General features: G+C 67.5%; 13 protein-coding genes, 1 rRNA gene and 2 pseudogenes. 8 read left to right on the top strand and 8 right to left on the bottom strand.

Annotated features, from left to right (window positions below; translation table 11 throughout):
- Positions 1–17 precede the first annotated feature (17 nt).
- Together LYSHEL_RS07145 and tyrS are read right to left on the bottom strand one after the other, a co-directional pair.
- Positions 18–1,562, bottom strand: a 16S ribosomal RNA gene (locus tag LYSHEL_RS07145).
- Positions 1,563–2,025: 463 nt separating this feature from the next.
- Complete coding sequence (tyrS, locus tag LYSHEL_RS07140) at positions 2,026–3,240, bottom strand: tyrosine--tRNA ligase (RefSeq protein WP_213437675.1); 1,215 nt, start codon at positions 3,238–3,240, stop codon at positions 2,026–2,028.
- A 195-nt stretch (positions 3,241–3,435) separates the two neighbouring features.
- Between tyrS and LYSHEL_RS07135 the strand changes: the two genes are divergently transcribed.
- The gene (locus tag LYSHEL_RS07135) at positions 3,436–4,863 is read left to right on the top strand and encodes a peptidoglycan DD-metalloendopeptidase family protein (RefSeq protein WP_213437112.1); all 1,428 of its coding nucleotides are present in this window, start codon (positions 3,436–3,438) and stop codon (positions 4,861–4,863) included.
- A 57-nt stretch (positions 4,864–4,920) separates the two neighbouring features.
- Positions 4,921–6,039 carry an anhydro-N-acetylmuramic acid kinase gene (locus LYSHEL_RS07130; protein ID WP_213437110.1) on the top strand — a complete coding sequence of 373 codons (1,119 nt, stop codon included), beginning with the start codon at positions 4,921–4,923 and terminating at the stop codon, positions 6,037–6,039.
- 94 nt (positions 6,040–6,133) lie between these two features.
- On the opposite strand, the pseudogene LYSHEL_RS07125 reads toward LYSHEL_RS07130, so the two are convergent.
- From LYSHEL_RS07125 to LYSHEL_RS07115, 3 genes and pseudogenes are all read right to left on the bottom strand, one after another.
- Positions 6,134–6,340 (bottom strand): annotated as a pseudogene (locus LYSHEL_RS07125) (hypothetical protein); the annotation flags it as partial.
- A gap of 85 nt (positions 6,341–6,425) precedes the next feature.
- Complete coding sequence (locus tag LYSHEL_RS07120; RefSeq protein WP_244858703.1) at positions 6,426–7,724, bottom strand: AmpG family muropeptide MFS transporter; 1,299 nt, start codon at positions 7,722–7,724, stop codon at positions 6,426–6,428.
- The gene (locus tag LYSHEL_RS07115) at positions 7,721–8,494 is read right to left on the bottom strand and encodes an exodeoxyribonuclease III (RefSeq protein WP_213437108.1); all 774 of its coding nucleotides are present in this window, start codon (positions 8,492–8,494) and stop codon (positions 7,721–7,723) included. The genes LYSHEL_RS07120 and LYSHEL_RS07115 overlap by 4 nt, the downstream gene beginning before the upstream one ends.
- Positions 8,495–8,604: 110 nt before the next feature.
- Here LYSHEL_RS07115 and pyrE point away from each other — a divergent pair, with 110 nt between their 5' ends.
- Complete coding sequence (gene pyrE / locus LYSHEL_RS07110) at positions 8,605–9,261, top strand: orotate phosphoribosyltransferase (RefSeq protein ID WP_213437106.1); 657 nt, start codon at positions 8,605–8,607, stop codon at positions 9,259–9,261.
- Positions 9,262–9,282: 21 nt separating this feature from the next.
- Complete coding sequence (locus tag LYSHEL_RS07105; protein ID WP_213437104.1) at positions 9,283–9,969, top strand: hypothetical protein; 687 nt, start codon at positions 9,283–9,285, stop codon at positions 9,967–9,969.
- Between the two features lie 36 nt (positions 9,970–10,005).
- Here the strand turns inward: LYSHEL_RS07105 and LYSHEL_RS07100 are convergent, their stop codons facing one another.
- The 3 genes and pseudogenes from LYSHEL_RS07100 to coaBC all read right to left on the bottom strand — a co-directional run bounded on the left by LYSHEL_RS07100 (position 10,006) and on the right by coaBC (position 14,044).
- Entirely contained in the window at positions 10,006–12,339 is a 2,334-nt protein-coding gene (locus LYSHEL_RS07100) for a phosphomannomutase/phosphoglucomutase (RefSeq protein WP_244858702.1), read from the bottom strand.
- Positions 12,340–12,363: 24 nt separating this feature from the next.
- The gene (dut, locus tag LYSHEL_RS07095) at positions 12,364–12,828 is read right to left on the bottom strand and encodes a dUTP diphosphatase (protein WP_213437102.1); all 465 of its coding nucleotides are present in this window, start codon (positions 12,826–12,828) and stop codon (positions 12,364–12,366) included.
- Positions 12,829–12,833: 5 nt separating this feature from the next.
- A pseudogene (gene coaBC, locus LYSHEL_RS07090) lies at positions 12,834–14,044 on the bottom strand (bifunctional phosphopantothenoylcysteine decarboxylase/phosphopantothenate--cysteine ligase CoaBC).
- Between the two features lie 110 nt (positions 14,045–14,154).
- Here coaBC and radC point away from each other — a divergent pair.
- The 4 genes from radC to LYSHEL_RS07070 are packed head-to-tail and all read left to right on the top strand — an operon-like array spanning position 14,155 to position 17,886.
- Positions 14,155–14,829, top strand: a complete 675-nt coding sequence (radC, locus tag LYSHEL_RS07085) for a RadC family protein (protein ID WP_213437100.1) — start codon at positions 14,155–14,157, stop codon at positions 14,827–14,829.
- A 48-nt stretch (positions 14,830–14,877) separates the two neighbouring features.
- Positions 14,878–16,569: an arginine--tRNA ligase gene (argS, locus tag LYSHEL_RS07080; RefSeq protein WP_213437098.1), complete on the top strand. Its 1,692-nt coding sequence runs from the start codon at positions 14,878–14,880 to the stop codon at positions 16,567–16,569.
- Complete coding sequence (locus LYSHEL_RS07075; protein WP_213437096.1) at positions 16,569–17,306, top strand: SPOR domain-containing protein; 738 nt, start codon at positions 16,569–16,571, stop codon at positions 17,304–17,306. The genes argS and LYSHEL_RS07075 overlap by 1 nt, the downstream gene beginning before the upstream one ends.
- A 16-nt stretch (positions 17,307–17,322) precedes the next feature.
- Positions 17,323–17,886: a methyltransferase family protein gene (locus LYSHEL_RS07070; protein WP_213437094.1), complete on the top strand. Its 564-nt coding sequence runs from the start codon at positions 17,323–17,325 to the stop codon at positions 17,884–17,886.
- Positions 17,887–17,890 lie beyond the last annotated feature (4 nt).

Genomic DNA, 17,890 nt, shown 5'->3' with positions numbered 1-17,890 from the left:
GCTGTCTTTTTGTCTCTAAAGGAGGTGATCCAGCCGCACCTTCCGATACGGCTACCTTGTTACGACTTCACCCCAGTCATCGGCCACACCGTGGCAAGCGCCCTCCCGAAGGTTAAGCTACCTGCTTCTGGTGCAACAAACTCCCATGGTGTGACGGGCGGTGTGTACAAGGCCCGGGAACGTATTCACCGCAGCAATGCTGATCTGCGATTACTAGCGATTCCGACTTCATGGAGTCGAGTTGCAGACTCCAATCCGGACTGAGAAAAGGTTTCTGGGATTGGCTCACCCTCGCGGGATTGCAGCCCTCTGTCCTTTCCATTGTAGTACGTGTGTAGCCCTGGCCGTAAGGGCCATGATGACTTGACGTCATCCCCACCTTCCTCCGGTTTGTCACCGGCGGTCTCCCTAGAGTTCCCACCATTACGTGCTGGCAACTAGGGACAAGGGTTGCGCTCGTTGCGGGACTTAACCCAACATCTCACGACACGAGCTGACGACAGCCATGCAGCACCTGTCTCACGGTTCCCGAAGGCACCAATCCATCTCTGGAAAGTTCCGTGGATGTCAAGGCCAGGTAAGGTTCTTCGCGTTGCATCGAATTAAACCACATACTCCACCGCTTGTGCGGGCCCCCGTCAATTCCTTTGAGTTTCAGTCTTGCGACCGTACTCCCCAGGCGGCGAACTTAACGCGTTAGCTTCGATACTGAGTGCCTAGTTGCACCCAACATCCAGTTCGCATCGTTTAGGGCGTGGACTACCAGGGTATCTAATCCTGTTTGCTCCCCACGCTTTCGTGCCTCAGTGTCAGTGCTGGTCCAGGCAGTCGCCTTCGCCACAGATGTTCCTCCCGATCTCTACGCATTTCACTGCTACACCGGGAATTCCACTGCCCTCTACCGCACTCTAGATCGCCAGTATCCAATGCCATTCCCAGGTTGAGCCCAGGGCTTTCACATCAGACTTAACGAACCACCTACGCACGCTTTACGCCCAGTAATTCCGAGTAACGCTTGCACCCTTCGTATTACCGCGGCTGCTGGCACGAAGTTAGCCGGTGCTTATTCTTCCGGTACCGTCAGAACCCCCGGGTATTAACCGAGAGCTTTTCTTTCCGGACAAAAGAGCTTTACAACCCGAAGGCCTTCTTCACTCACGCGGCATGGCTGGATCAGGCTTGCGCCCATTGTCCAATATTCCCCACTGCTGCCTCCCGTAGGAGTCTGGACCGTGTCTCAGTTCCAGTGTGGCTGATCATCCTCTCAGACCAGCTACGGATCGTCGCCTTGGTGGGCCTTTACCCCGCCAACTAGCTAATCCGACATGGGCTCATCCAGTCGCGCGACGCCTTGCGGTCCGCCGCTTTCACCTTCCGGTCGTATGCGGTATTAGCGTAAGTTTCCCTACGTTATCCCCCACGACAGGGCAGATTCCCATGTATTCCTCACCCGTCCGCCACTCGCCACCCACAGTATTGCTACTGCTGTGCTGCCGTTCGACTTGCATGTGTTAGGCCTGCCGCCAGCGTTCACTCTGAGCCAGGATCAAACTCTTCACTTAAGTATTGCGACTCCGGTCCGAAGACCTTCGCCTATGCTTTGAGTGCAGACTTCGCTCCAGGCAGAAATCACTCGCTGGCTCACAATTGCTTGTTTGCCATTTGAATTGACTTGTTGCTCTGTTACGAACGTCTGCAAGATGGACAACTTTCCACCCGCCAGACGCCCGCACAAGTCACCTGCGCACACTGTCAAAGATCATCGGAACCGGCCTCAGCGCCGCGTTCCGTGCCCGAGCACCTAAGTGCCTGAGCGAGCCGCACATCATACAGGCGTTCCGAAGAACGTCAACACCGGATGATGAAAATTTCCGGGTCCGGGGCGCTTGGTTCAGCGTCTCGAATCGCACCGCGCCGGCGTTGGATGCCGTGGGCGATGCGGGGCGCGCACTGTACGCATTCCGATGCGCGAGTGGAAGCCCTTGCACGACAAAAATTCGTGCGGTTGCAACAACGACGCCCGCTTCAATCCGCAGCGCGCAAACGCACTCGCGCGAAATTGCGCTTGCCGATCGCAATCACCCCTTCGAATCCCGGCGAAAACACGCGCTGCGCATCTTCGAACACGTCGCCGTCCACGCGCACCGCGCGCTCTTTCAATTTGCGATTGGCTTCGGAATTGCTTGGCGCAAGTCCAGCGGCCGTAAGCAACGCCGCGATGCGCACGCCTTCCGAGGGAACCACAACGTCCGTCAACGGCAGCGTGCCGATGTCGCCTTCGCCGCGCACTGCCGCATTCCAACCCGCGATCGCGGTTTCCGCGGCAGCGGCGCCGTGGAAACGCGTGGCGAGTTCGCGCGCCAGGCGCAGCTTGACGTCGCGCGGATTCAGCACGCCACTGGCCACTTCCTCGCGCAAACGCACAGCTTCTGCAGCGCCGATGTCGAAACTCAATAGTTCGATCCAGCGCCACATCAACGCATCGCCGACCTTCATCGTCTTGGTGACGACGTCGATCGCCGGCTCGTCGATGCCGATGTAATTCCCGAGCGACTTGCTCATCTTCTGCACGCCGTCGAGCCCTTCGAGCAGCGGCATCGTCAGCACGATCTGCGGCGGCTGCCCGAAATGTTCCTGCAGCCCGCGCCCCATCAACAGATTGAACTTCTGGTCGGTGCCGCCCAGCTCCACGTCGCTCTTCAACGCAACGGAGTCGTAGCCCTGCACGAGGGGATAGAGGAATTCGTGGATCGCGATGGACTGCTGCGCGGCGTAGCGCTTCGCGAAGTCGTCGCGTTCCAGCATGCGCGCCACGGTGTGCTGGCCCGCGAGGCGGATCATGTCCGCCGCGCCCATCGCCCCGAACCACTCGCTGTTGAAGCGCAATTCGGTGCGCTCGCGATCCAGCACCTTGAACACCTGGTCGGCGTAGGTGCGGGCGTTGGCCTCCACGTCCTCGCGGGTGAGGGGCTTGCGGGTGGCGTTCTTGCCCGACGGGTCGCCGATCATCCCGGTGAAGTCCCCGATCAGGAAGATCACCTGGTGCCCGAGATCCTGGAACTGCCGCATCTTGTTGAGCAGGACCGTATGGCCCAGGTGCAGGTCCGGCGCGGTGGGGTCGAAGCCCGCCTTGATCCGCAGCGGACGGCCGAGCTGGAGGCGGGCCTCGAGTTCGTCGCGCTTGAGGATTTCGTCGGCGCCGCGGCCGATGAGTTCGAGGGCTGCCTGGATCGACACGATGGATGACGCTCTTGAAAGGGGACGCTGGTGGGAATGTCCCGATCCGTGACCGGGTCCGTGAAGGTACCGTTAAAGCGGGGTTAAAACAAAAAAACCATCCCGCTCAAGGGTTTGACGCATGTTGCTTCGGTGACTATGGTAGCGCCGTTACGTCTTCCTCACGGGGTCGTAATCCGTTTTTTAGGGGACAACACCATGGGCAAGTCCGGCATCGGCAATGCGCGTCGCGCGCGTCTCGACAACCTGCGCGAGGCCGCGCTCCATAAAGACGTGGTCGCGCGTCGCGTCCCGGCCGGTTTCAACGGCCGCTGGACCCGCCGCCAATGGGCCCACGCCAGCCTGGTCGCCACCCTTGCCGCGCTCGTCGCCGCCATTGTCCCGGGCTTCCCGGCCAATTCGCAGGCCGCAGCCGCGCCCGTCCCCACCCGCACCACGCTCGCCCTCACCCTGCCGCCGCTGCCGCTCGCCAAGCTGCGTGGCCAGACCGGCGACAGCTGGCAGATCGTCCGCGTCGAGCGCGGCCAGACCCTGGGCTCGCTGTTCGAAGACCTCGACCTGCCCGCCGCCACCATGCACGCGATGCTCGACCAGCCCGGCGCGAAGCAGGCGCTGACGCGCATGAAGCCCGGCACCGAGCTCGCCTTCGACCTGCCGGTCGGTGGCGGCCTGCGCGCCTTCCGTTACGACCGCGACGACACGCACCGCGTCGAACTCACCTTCGACGGCGACAAGATCACCCAGCAGGTGATCGAGCGTCCCACGCAGTCGCGCACCGTCGTGATCAGCGGCAACGTCGGCAAGTCGCTCTACCACTCCGCCCGCAAGCTGGGCCTGTCGCCGGGCGCGATCAACACGCTGACCGACGACATCTTCAAGTACGACATCGACTTCAACGACGACGTCGCCGCCAGCGACCGCTTCAGCGTCGTCGTCGAGCAGACCTGGCGCGACGGCGAACTGATCCGCACCGGCCCGGTGCAGGCCGCCACGTTCACCGTCGGCGGCACGCTCCATTCGGGCTTCCGTTTCGAGCGCAGCGGCAAGGCCGAGTACTTCACCGCCGACGGCCGTCCGCTGAAGAAAACCTTCATCCGCATGCCGATCCCGTACGCGCGCCTCACCTCGAGCTTCGGCTCGCGGCGCCATCCGGTGCTCGGCACGGTGCGCCAGCACCAGGGCGTGGATTACGCCGCGTCCACCGGCACGCCGATCATGGCCGCCGGCGATGCACGCGTGCAGTTCGTCGGCTGGAAGGGCGGCTACGGCCGCGCCGTCATCCTCGACCACGGCCGCGGCTACACCACGCTGTACGGCCACATGTCGCGCTTCGGCGACATCAAGCAGGGCCAGAAGATCCCGCAGGGCCGCGTGATCGGCTACGTCGGCATGACGGGCCTGGCCACCGGCCCGCACCTGCACTACGAATTCCGCATCAACGGCGTGCACCGCAATCCGCTGTCGATCACCATGCCGCCGCCGGAACCGCTCAACGGCGCCGCGCTCGCGCAGTTCCGTTCGCAGACGTCCAATGCCCTCGCCCGCATCCAGCGCGTGGAGAAGGTGATCTACGCCGACGCCGAACCCGCGCCGGCCCCCAAGCCCGCGAAGCAGAAGAAAGCCTGACCGGCTGATCGACGCTATCCTCGCCGCGCGCGGCTCCCGCGCGCCCAGCAGCACGCCATGGCGAGCGACGCAGCAGAACTCCATCTCGGCCTGATCTCCGGCACCAGCGCCGACGGCATCGACGTCGCGCTCGTCCGGTTCGAGGGCGCGCATTGCGCGCTGGTGAAAGGCCACACGTTTCCCTGGGATGCCGCGCTGCGCGAACGCCTCGTCGCGCTCGGACAAGGCGGCCACGCCAATTCCCTCGACGAACTCGGCGGCCTCGACGTGCAGATCGCGCACGCCTTCGCCGATGCCGCACTCGCCTTGCTCGAACGCGCCCACGCCGCCCCGCGCGACGTCCGTTCCCTCGGCTCGCACGGGCAGACCGTGCGCCATCGCCCGCAGGCCGCGCATCCGTTCACCTGGCAACTCGGCGACGGCAACGTCATCGCCGAACGCACCGGCATCGACACCGTCGCCGATTTCCGCCGGCGCGACGTCGCCGCCGGCGGCCAGGGCGCACCGCTCGTGCCCGCCTTCCACGCCGCGATGCTGCACGACGCGCACGAAGACCGCGCTGTCCTCAACCTCGGCGGCATCGCCAATTTCACCTTGTTGCCTGCGGTTGGCGACGTCCGCGGTTTCGACACGGGTCCCGCGAATGCGTTGATGGACGCCTGGTGCGATCGCCACCTCGGCACGCCGTACGACGCGCACGGCGCGTTCGCCGCACGCGGCACCGTCGATGCCGCACTGCTCGCACGCCTGCGCGACGAACCGTGGTTCGCAACGCCGCCGCCGAAGAGCAGCGGCCGCGAACAATTCCATCTCGCGTGGGTGGAAGCCCGCCTGTCCGGCGACGAATCCCCCGAAGACGTCCAAGCCACGCTCCTCGAACTCACCGCCACCACCGTCGTCGACGCGTTGCGCGCCACCCAACCTGCGACGCGTCGCGTGCTCGCCTGCGGCGGCGGCGTGCACAACCCGCACCTGCTCGCGCGCATCGCCGCGCACCTGCCGGGTGTGCACGTGGAATCCACTGCCGCGCACGGCCTGGATCCGGATTTCGTCGAAGCGATGGCGTTCGCGTGGCTCGCGCGCGAAGCGCTGGCCGGGCGTCCAGGCAACGTGCCTGCGGTGACCGGCGCACGCGGCCCGCGTGTGCTCGGCGTGGTGTATCCGCGCCAGGACTAGCGGCGGATCAGTCCTCGGCCCAACGATCGAGGATGTGTTGCGGCGGCGGCGGTGCCGGCGCGCGGCCGATCAATCCGAAGCCCTGGTCGTCGGCGACCGTTTCGAGCGCCTTGATCGCTTCCAGCAACGCGTTCGCTTCGGGATCGCTGAAGTGCACGTCCATGCCTGCCTCGCAGGCATACAGCCCCTGCTCCATGAGGATGCGCAACGTGTCGTGCATCGCCCAGCCACGGGCCGAGGACAACCGCTTGATGCGATCGGCGAGCTCCGGATCGATGTCGCGCAACACCAGGTCGGTCATGCGTCCTCCTCTAGGCGAAGAACGAAAAACGGCACCAACAGCGGGACGAGCGGCACCCACCGCTCGTCGCCGACGGCCGGCTGGCTCAGCGGTCCGGCGGCACGTCGATGTGCCGGAACCTGGGCCACAGGTACAGGAACAGGAACGTCGCCGGCAACACGGCCAGCGTCGCGATGATGAAGTACGTGGAATAGCTGGTCGCTTCGACGATGCCGCCGGCGAACACCCCGAGCACCTTGCCCGGCAGGTTCACCATCGAACTCAACAGCGCGTATTGCGTCGCCGTGTGCTGCCGGTTCACCAGCGCCGACAGGAACGCCACGGCGGCGGTGCCGAGGAAGCCCAGCGTCAGGTTTTCGGCGGAGATCACCAGGGTCAGCGCCGCGAGGCTCCCCTTGTGCCCGATCAGCCAGACGTAGAGCAGGTTGCAGCTCGCGCACAACACGATCGAAGCCAGCAGCGGCCGCCGCACGCCCCAGCGCGCGATCGCCATGCCGCCGAGGAACACGCCGAGGATCCCCATCCAGATCCCGTAGATCTTGGTGATCGCACCGATCTGGGTCTTGGTGAAATCCATCGCCAGGTAGAACGGGCTCATGATCCCGCCCACCAGCGCCTGCTCGGGGATCTTGAACAGCAGGATGAAGGCGAGCGTCAGCAGCGCCGTCTGCGCGCCGTAACGGCGGAAGAAATCGGTGAACGGCTCGATGATGCTCACGCGCATCGCTTCGTTCCAGTCCGCGGGCGCCTTGCGAATCACGTCGGGTTCGCGCGCCAGCAGCGTCACGACGACCGGCAGCAGCATCAATCCCGCGAGCACCTGGTACACGGCCGCCCACGGCATGTGGTCGGCCATGAACAGCGCGAACGCGCCGGTCACGATCAGCGCGATGCGATAACCGAGCGAATACGTCGCCACGAGCGCGCCCTGCACCGCCGGCGGCCCGATCTCGATGCGGTAAGCATCCACCGCGATGTCCTGCGTCGCGCCGAAGAACGCCACCACCAGGGTGAACACGACGAAGATCCCGAGCTGCGCAGGCGTCACCAGCGACATGCCCAGCAAGCCCGCGATCACCGCCAGCTGCGCGAACAGCAGCCACCCGCGCCGCTGCCCCAGCCGCGAGAACAGCGGCAGTTGCGTGTGGTCGAGCAACGGCGCCCACAGGAACTTGAGCGCATACGTCATGCCCGCGCTCGCGATGATCGTGATTTCCTTCAGCTCGATGTTGTTTTCCTTCAACCAGTACGCCAGCGTGCCGGCGACCAGCAGGAACGGCAGCCCCGAGGCGAACCCGAAGAAAAACATCGTCCACGCGGCAGGCTGCGTGAACGCTTTCCAGACCGAAGGCTTCGCGGGTTTCGCCGCTCCGGCCACGCTCACAACGCGTAATCCACGACGAACGGCGCGTGGTCCGAGAACCGCGGCGACGGATGGATCGCGCACGCCCGCAACTTGTCCCGCAGCGACGGCGTGCAGAACTGGTAATCGATGCGCCACCCCACGTTCTTCGCGCGCGCCGCGCCGCGGTTGCTCCACCAGGTGTAGTCCTGGCCGTCGGCGTGCAGCGCGCGGTACGCGTCCACCCAGCCGTGGGTGTCGGCGCACAGGTCGTTGAGCCAGTCGCGTTCGCGCGGCAGGCAGCCGGAATTCTTCTGGTTGGACTTCCAGTTCCGGATGTCCAGTTCGCTGCGCACGATGTTCCAGTCGCCGCACAGCACGTAGTCGCGGCCGCTGTGCAGCCAGTGGTGGAGGATCGGCCGCAGCCACTCCATCACTTCGAATTTGAAGCCCTGGCGCAGTTCGCCCGACGATCCCGAAGGGATGTAGAACGACACCACGCTCAAGTTCCCGAAGCGTGCCTCGATGTAGCGCCCTTCATCGTCGAACGGCGCCCAGCCCAGGCCCGTGCGCACCTCGTCGGGCTGGCGGCGCGCATAGATCGCCACGCCGCTGTAGCCCTTCTTCGTCGAGGCGTCGCGGTACCACGCACGATAGCCCTCGGGCACGAAGTCGGGCCCGGAGATCTGGTGCTCCTGCGCCTTGGTTTCCTGCAGGCACAGGACATCCGCGTCCTGGCCGGCGAACCAATCGAAGAACCCCTTGCTGGCGGCCGAGCGGACGCCGTTGGCGTTGAAGCTGACGATGCGCATCTGGATCCGGGTGGAAGCGACTCGCCCAAGCGTAGCGGATTCACACAATCGGGAGGCGTGCGCGCCGCGGGTCTTATCATGCGCGGCATTCCCGCCGCCGGACCCCGCCCGTGACCGACCACCGCGCCCGCTTCCTCGCCCTGGCCCTGCGCGTCCAGGCACTGCGCTTCGGCGAATTCACGCTCAAGTCCGGCCGCGTCAGTCCCTATTTCTTCAACGCCGGCCGCTTCGACGGCGGCGCGGCCCTCGCGGAACTGGCGGCCTGCTACGCCGACGCCCTGGACGAGGCCGGCCTCGAATTCGACGTCCTCTTCGGCCCCGCCTACAAAGGCATCCCGCTCGCCACCGCCCTGGCCTGCGAATTCGCCCGCCGCGGCCGCGACGTGCCCCTCGCCTTCAACCGGAAGGAAGCCAAGGCGCACGGCGAAGGCGGCACGCTCATCGGCGCATCGATGACGGGGCGCCGCGTGCTGATCGTCGACGACGTGATCACCGCCGGCACCGCCATCCGCGAAGCGCTCGGCATCATCGGCGAAGTGGGCGGCCTGCCCGCCGGCATCGTGATCGCACTGGACCGGCAGGAACGCGCCAGCGAAGAGCACGCCCAGTCCGCCGCGCAGGCGGTTTCCGACGAACACGGACTGCCCGTCGTGGCGGTGGCCACGCTCGCCGACCTGCTTGCGTTCGCGGGCGAAAGCGCGGACCTTGTCGGCCACCGCGACGCGCTGCTGGCTTACCGGGCGCGCTACGGCACCACCGCTGGTTGACTGCAGAACAGGGGCTGCACCATGCCTGCCAACATCAGGATCAACGCTTCACTCATCGCCGTTGCATTGCTCGCCACCTCGGGCGGCGCGCACGCACAGGCTGCGTCGTCCGGCAAGAAGCTCTATTGCTGGGACGACAACGGCCGCAAGGTCTGCGGCGATGCGCTGCCCGCCGAAGCGGCCGGCAACCATCGCGCCGAATACAGCGAACGCAGCGGCCGCCGCGTCGGCGAAGTCGCCCGCGCGCTGACGCCGGAAGAACAAGCCGCCGCCGATGCCGCCAAGGCCGCCGCCGCCACGCAGGCGGAGACCGACGCCGCGCGCATGCGCCGCGAAATGGCGATCGTCGAGTCGTATGCCACCGAGAACGACCTGCGCAAGGCGTTCCAGGAACGCATCGACCTGCTGGACGAAACCTTGAAGGCCTCCAGCATCGGCGTGTCGGCCCTGCGCCAGACGCTGGTCGGCCTGCTGCGCCAGGCCGGCGAACTCGAACTGGCCGGCAAGCCCGTGCCCGAGATCATGCGCAACAACATCGCCACGCAGCACGCCGAACTGGGCCGCCGCGAACGCATGTACACGCAGCAGCAAGGCGACCGCGCCAAGCTGGACGACGAACTGGAACAGGTGCTCGCGCGCTATCGCGAGATCAAGCAGGGCCAGGCGGCTTCCGCACAGCCCGCCACCGCCGCGCCGACCGGCGGCTGATCGCGACACCCCGCGATCAACCGCGCTGCCGTTCGGTCAGAACGGCAGCTTGAGGTCCGGCTTCATCGCAAGCAGCTGCTCGCGGAACGCGTTCTGGATGCGCGTGAGCGCATCGCGCGAATCGCCGTCGAAACGCATCACCAGCACCGGCGTGGTGTTGGACGCGCGCACCAGGCCCCAACCGTCCGGCCAGTCCACGCGCAGGCCATCGATCGTCGACAGGCGCGCGCCCTCGAACTTCGCGCGCGCACGGAACGCTTCGACGAACGCATGCGGATCGCCTTCCGGCGCATCCACCTTGATCTCCGGCGTCGACACGCCGTCGGGCAGCGCGTCGAGCGTTTCGCTCGGCGACTGGCTGCGGCTGGCGAGGATTTCCAGCAGGCGCGCCGCGGCATAGATGCCGTCGTCGAACCCGAACCAGCGCTCCTTGAAGAAGAAGTGCCCGCTCATCTCGCCCGCGAGCTCGGCATCGGTCTCGCGCATCTTGGCCTTGATCAGCGAATGGCCCGTCTTCCACATCAGCGGGCTGCCGCCGTGGCGCAGGATCTGGCCCGGCAGGCGGCCGGTGCACTTCACGTCGTACACGATCACCGCGCCGGGATTGCGCTCCAGCACGTCGGCCGCGAACAGCATCAACAGGCGGTCCGGGAAGATGTTGTGGCCATCCTTCGTCACCACGCCCAGGCGATCGCCGTCGCCGTCGAAGGCGATGCCCACGTCCGCGTCCAGGCGCTTGACCATCTGGATGAGGCTTTCGAGGTTGTGCGCTTCGCTCGGATCGGGATGGTGGTTGGGGAACGTGCCGTCCACTTCGCAGAACAGCGGCGTGACTTCGGCGCCGATGGACGTGAGCACCTGCGGCGCGATCGCACCGGCGACGCCGTTGCCCGCGTCCACCACCACTTTGAGGCGGCGATCCAGCTGCACGTCGGACGTGATGCGTTCGATGTAATCGGCCGACACGTCGCGCTGCTGCCAGTTGCCCTGGCTCGCTGCTTCGTGCAGGCGGTCTTCGGCGATGCGCGCGTAGAGGTCGGTGATCGCGTTGCCCGACAGCGTTTCGCCGCCGATGACGATCTTGAAGCCGTTGTAGTCCGGCGGATTGTGGCTGCCGGTGACGGCCACGCAGCAACCGGTGCGCAGCTGGTAGGCGGCGAAGTACACGACCGGCGTGGCCGCCATGCCGATGTCGATGACGTTGCGGCCCGCCTTGCGCAAACCTTCCGCCAGGCCGCCGACCATGTCCGGTCCCGACAGGCGACCGTCGCGGCCGACCACGATGTCGGACAGGCCCTTGTCCGCCATCAGCGAACCGATCGCCTGGCCGATGAGCTCGGCGACGCCGATGTCGAGCGTCTTCCCGACGATGCCGCGGATGTCGTACGCGCGGAAGATGCCCTTGTCGATCAGCACCGGCGCGCCCTTGATCGGCACCACCACGTCCTTGACCTTCGCCATCGGCACGACGGCCGCCGGCGCCTGGTGCAGGTGATCGGCGAGCGTCGGCGCGGCGACGTGCACGTCGTCCGCGACCACGGCGGCACCGGGACGCTTGCTGGCGCGCCATGCGAGCAACGACAAGGCCAGCAGCACGATGGCGACGGCGAAGCACGGGATCGCGCCGAGGCCGAACGGCGCGGCGCCCGCATCGGGCAGGCCCGCGGCGAGGCGCCACTGCGTGCCGCGGATCGGCGTTGCGCGGACTTCGGCGCCCGACGCGAGCGTCTTGTCGCCGCGCTCCACGACGCTGAAGCTGCCCTGGCGCAGCGCGAGGTAACTCGCATCGTCCACGTTCGCCGAATCCAGCGCACCGGTGGCGAGCGCCAGCGGCATGCGCACGTAGGCCACGGCCGTCGTCTTGCCGCCCTGGAACATCGGCGCGGCCAGGCCCAGCTTCGGCCCGCCCGCATCGCGCACCAGCGCCGCGATCGGCTTGTTCTCGGACATCGCCGATTCGACGAGGCCGAGCTTGCCGTAACCGGCGTCAGGCAACCCGGCATACGCCGCGTCGAAATCCCCGCCCAGCACTTCCACCTTTTCAACGCCCGCCCAGCCGTCGCCGATCACCTTGCCCGCCGCGGCGAGATCGCCCGACGCCAGCGCGGCCGTCGCCGGCGCGGAGGCCGCGCGCGTGGACAGTTGTTCGAGATCCTTGCCGACCGCCGCGGCGATCGTCATCGCCGTCGCATCGCGCGTGCGCAGCAACGAGGATTCGCGCTGCTCGGCGCGGAAGGCGACGAACCCGCTCCACGCCAGCCACGCGGCGATCAGCAGGGCGACCAGCGCGATCGCGGGCAACATCGGCCGCATGGCGTTGGTGACGTCGAATTTGCGCTTCGCCGGTTCGGCGTGGTCGTGCTCGGTCATCGTTGTATTCCCATCCCCTTTGGGTCAGCGCACGCCGGTGTGGCCGAAGCCACCTTCGCCGCGCACGCTTGCCTCGAAAGTATCCACCACCTGCAGCGTCGCGCGCACGATGGGCAAGACCACCAGCTGCGCGATGCGATCGCCCGGCTGGATCGTGAAGGCCTCGCGGCCGCGGTTCCATGTACTGATCATCAGCGGGCCCTGGTAGTCCGCATCGATCAACCCGGTGCCGTTGCCGAGCACGATCCCGTGCCGGTGGCCCAGGCCCGACCGCGGCAGGACCACCGCGCACAGCGCCGGATCGGCGAGATGGATGGCCAGGCCCGACGGGATCAGCGCGGCATCGCCCGGCGCCAGCAGCAGCGGGGCGTCGAGCGCGGCGCGCAGGTCCAGGCCCGCGCTGGATTCGGTCGCGTAGGCCGGCATCGGCCATTCGTCGCCGAAGCGCGGATCGAGGATCTTGACTTCAAGCGTTTTCACGTGGGTCATAAGCGTCACGATGCCAGTCGTTCCTCGATGAAATCCATGAGCGCGTCGGCGATGGTCGTTTTCGGCGCGGGGCCGAGCGCGATCTCACCGCCACGCCAGTAAATGGTGAGCGCGTTGTCGTCGCTCTCGAACCCGCTGCCTGCAACGCCGACGCGATTGGCCGCGATGGCGTCCACCCGCTTCGAATCCAGCTTGCCGCGCGCGTTGTGCGCGACATCGTCGGTCTCGGCCGCGAAGCCGACGACCAGGCGCGGCCGGCGCAGGTGCGTCGCGACGTCCGCGAGGATGTCGGGCGTGCGCACCAGTTCGAGCGTCAGCGTGTCGTGCCCCGGCTGCTTCTTGATCTTTGCCGGTGCGACGTTGCGTGGCGTGAAATCGGCGACGGCCGCGGCGCCGATGTAGACATCCGCCGGCAGCGCACCGAGCACCGTGGCGTGCATCTGCGCGGCGGAACGCACGTCGATGCGGCGCACGCCATCGGGTGTCTTCAGGTGAACGGGCCCGGCGACGAGCACCGCGTCCGCGCCGCGTCGCGCCGCTGCTGCGGCGATCGCGAACCCCATCTTGCCGCTGCTGCGGTTGCCGATGAAACGCACGGGATCGAGGTCCTCGTACGTCGGCCCGGCGCTGACCAGCACGCGGGTGCCGGCCAGGCTCAAGCCGTCGCCCCGGACAGCGCGGCCACGATTTCCAGCGGTTCGGCCATGCGGCCCGGGCCGGATTCGCCTTCGGCGAGCGGGCCGTCGTTCGGTCCGACGACGCGCACGCCGCGTTCGCGCAACACCGCCACGTTCGCCTGCGTGGCCGCGTGCAGCCACATGCGGTGGTTCATCGCGGGCGCGATCGTGACAGGCGCGGTGGTGGCCAGGCACAAGGTGCTGACGAGGTCGTCGGCGAACCCGTGGGCGAGCTTCGCGATCGTGTTGGCGGTGGCGGGGGCGATCACGACGAAATCGGCCCAGTGCGCGAGTTCGAGGTGGCCCATGGCCGCTTCGGCCGCGGCATCCCACAGCGACGTGCGCACCGGGCTGCCGGACAAGGCCTGGAAGGTCTGCGCGCCGACGAAGCGCTGCGCGTTCTCGGTCATCGCCACCTGGACGGTCGCCCCCGCATCGCGCAGGCGGCGGACCAAGTCGGCCGACTTGTAGGCAGCGATGCCGCCGCACACGCACAACAACACGCGGCGCGACTGCAGCGGGGCGATCGGTTCCTGCATGACGGACGACGCCCCTCGGGGATTTCCCACACTGGAATCGGGCGACAGCTTACCCGATGCCCTCCGGTCCCCCGATACGCCTCCCGCGGCCGTCCCGCGATGCTGGGCCCATGCGAATCCGCGACTGGTCCCCCGACGATCGACCCCGTGAAAAACTCTCCGCGCAAGGCGCCGGCGCGTTGTCCGACGCCGAATTGCTCGCCGTCTTCCTCGGCTCCGGCCTGCGCGGCCGGGACGCGGTGGCCATCGCGCGCGACCTGCTGAATGCGCACGGCCCGCTGCGCACCCTGCTCGAACGCACGCCGCTGGAACTGGCGGAACTGCCCGGCATCGGCCCGGCGCGGGCCTGCCTGCTGGTCGGCGCGCTGGAACTGGGCCACCGGCACTTCGCCGCCACCCAGCTGCGCGGCCAGTCGATCGGCGACACCGCCATCGCCGGCGACTACTTCGCCCGCCGGCTGCGCCACCACCCATCGGAAACCTTCGCCGCGCTGTTCCTGGACACCAAGCACCGCACGCTGGCCTTCGAGGAACTGTTCCGCGGCACCGTGGACCGCGCGGAGATCTACCCGCGCGAAGTCGCGCGCCGCGCCCTGGCCTACAACGCCTCGGCCGTGATCGTCGGCCACAACCATCCCAGCGGGAATCCCGAACCCAGCGGCAGCGACCAGGCCATCACGCGCCGCCTGCGTGCCGCGCTGGAACTGGTGGACGTGCGGCTGCTCGACCATTTCATCGTCGCCGACGGTCCACCCGTCTCGATGGCCGCACGAGGGAAGCTGTGATGCGTGGCTTAGACTATGCGGCCGTCGCACCCGCCTCTGGCATCCGCAGTGAAATCCTCCCTCCGCGCCCTCATCGACCAGGGCATCGCCGCCCTGCGCACCGCGGGCACGCTTCCGCCCGACGCCGACGCCCCCGCCTTCGTGGTGGAGCGCCCGAAGGACCGCACGCACGGCGACTTCTCCACCAATGCCGCGATGGTCCTCGCCAAGGCCGCGCGCACCAACCCGCGCGCGCTCGCGCAGGCCCTGGTCGCCGCGTTGCCCGCCTCGGACGACGTGGCGAAGGTCGAGATCGCCGGCCCCGGCTTCATCAATTTCCACCTCGCGCCCGAGGCGTATGCGCGCGAGCTGCGCGAGATCGTCGCGCGCGGCAACGCCTATGGCCGCAACGAAAGCGGCGCGGGCCACACCGTCGGCGTCGAATACGTGTCGGCCAATCCCACCGGCCCGCTGCATGTCGGCCACGGCCGCGCGGCGGCCATCGGCGATTGCATCGCGCGCGTGCTGGATGCCAACGGCTGGCGCGTGATGCGCGAGTTCTACTACAACGATGCCGGCGTGCAGATCGACAACCTCGCCCGCTCGGTGCAGGCGCGCGCGCAAGGCAAGGGTCCGGATGACGCCGGCTGGCCGGAAGACGGCTACCGCGGCGACTACATCAACGACGTGGCGCAGGCGTACCTGCGCGGCGAGACGGTGGAGTTCGAAGACCACATCGTCCACGGCGCGAAGGATCCGGCCGACCTCGACGCCATCCGCGCGTTCGCCGTCGCCTACCTGCGCCGCGAACAGAACGCCGACCTCGCCGCCTACGGCGTGGCGTTCGACGTGTATTTCCTGGAGTCCTCGCTGTACACGCAGGGCCGCGTCGAAGAGACGGTGCGCGAACTCGTCGCGCACGGCCACACGTACGAGGAAGGCGGCGCGCTGTGGCTGCGCACCACCGACTTCGGCGACGACAAGGACCGCGTGATGCGCAAGTCCGACGGCACGTACACGTACTTCGTGCCCGACGTCGCCTACCACCGCTCCAAGTGGCAGCGCGGCTACGAGCGCGCCATCACCGAGCTCGGCGCGGACCACCACGGTTCGCTGCAACGCGTGCTTGCGGGCCTGCAGGCGCTGGACGCCGGCATCCCGAAGGGCTGGCCGGAATACGTGCTGCACCAGATGGTCACCGTCATGCGCGGCGGCGAAGAAGTGAAGCTCTCCAAGCGCGCCGGCAGTTACCTGACGCTGCGCGACCTGGTGGAGGAAGTGGGCCGCGATGCCACGCGCTGGTTCCTGATCGCGCGCAAGCACGACTCGCAGCTCACCTTCGACATCGACCTGGCGCGCTCGCAGAGCAACGACAACCCGGTGTTCTACGTGCAGTACGCGCACGCCCGCGTCTGCAGCCTGCAGCGCCAGGCGAAGGAGAAGGGTTACACCCTCGACCTCGCCAACGGCCTGACGCACCTGCACGTGCTGGCCGAAGACGCCCACGCGCAGGCGCTGCTGGTCGCGCTGGCGCGTTACCCGGAAGAAGTGGCCTCGGCGGCCGAGACGCTGGAACCGCACGCCATCGCGCAATACCTGCGTGAATTGGCGAATGCCTTCCACGGTTGGTACCACGCGCAGGCCATCCTGGTGGAAGATGGCGGCACGCGCGATGCTCGACTCGCGTTGTGCGTCGGCACCGGACAGGTGCTGAAGAACGGGTTGGACCTGCTGGGCGTTTCCGCCCCGGAGAAGATGTGATGGCGGCAAGACGCGGCAAGTCGCAGGCGAAGCGCAACGGCGGCAATTCCAATCCCCCGTGGCTCTGGCTCGGCATCGGCCTGGTGCTCGGCGTGGTGCTGATCGTCGGCGTGCCCAAGCTCATGCACGGGAATGCGGACGACGGTTTCTTCCGTCCCAAGCCCAATCCCGATGCGCGGCCGGTGGCCAACGCAAGCGCGGACGACGATGACGCCATCGTCCCCGAAGACGCACAACCGGCCGCGGCGCAGACCGCCAAGCCCAAGCTGACGACGTACGACTTCTACACGCTGCTGCCGTCGAACGAAGTCGCGCTGTCCGATGCGGAGCTGGCGGCCACCGAGCGCGCCGAAGCCGCGCGCGCCGACAAGGCCGCCTTGCCGGTCGACGCCGCGAAGCCCGCCGACGTCGCCACGCCCGTCGCCGTGAATGCGCAGCAGCCCGCCACCGCGGCCGCCGTGCCTGCCACCGCAACCGTTTCCGCCGACAAGCCGAAGGACGACGGCGCGCATTACCTGCTGCAGGCCGGTGCATTCCAGGCCAGCGGCGACGCCGAAGCCGTCAAGGCGAAGATCGCGTTGCTCGGTCTGTCCGCGCGCGTCGAATCCGCGCAGATCGCCGACAAGACCGTCTTCCGCGTGCGCATGGGCCCGTACGGCAGCGCGTCGGAACTCGCCGACGCCAAGCGTCGCCTCGGCAGCGGCGGCTTGCCCGCGCTGGCGATCAAGGCACGCTGACGCGCGCGCACCGCCCATGACGCTCGCGCACGCCTTCACCGCGTTGTGCATCGTCTGGGCGGTCAGCCAGGCCTGGATCGGGCGGCGTCGTTCCGGCGACGCGAACAAAACCCGCGACCGCGGCACCCTCGACCTCCTCATCGTCGTCATCGGCGCGAGCATCGCGCTGTCCGTGTGGCTGGCGATGCGCGACGACGGCCAGCTCGCCTCGCGCGACTGGCGCTACGTCGTCGTCGGCATGCTGCTGATGATCGATGGCCTCGTGTTGCGCTGGTGGTCGGTGCATACGCTCGCGCAGTACTTCACCGTCGACATCGCGATCCAGCCCGGGCAGTCGCTCATCCGGCGCGGGCCGTATCGCCTGCTGCGGCATCCTTCGTACACCGGCGCGTTGCTGACGGTCGTCGGCTTCGGTTTCGGTGTCGGTGCATGGTTGCCGGCGCTCGTCGCGATCGTGCCGATCATCGCTGCGTTCCTGTGGCGCATCCACGTCGAGGAACGCATGCTCGCCGACGCCTTCCCCGACGCGTGGCCCGATTACGCGCGCGACACCAAGCGCCTCATTCCCCACCTCTGGTAACCCC

It is taken from the genome of Lysobacter helvus (assembly GCF_018406645.1).
GTDB lineage: Bacteria > Pseudomonadota > Gammaproteobacteria > Xanthomonadales > Xanthomonadaceae > Noviluteimonas > Noviluteimonas caseinilytica.
Note: the sequence above shows the minus strand (reverse complement) of the source record. Positions and strands in the feature narration are given on the sequence as shown.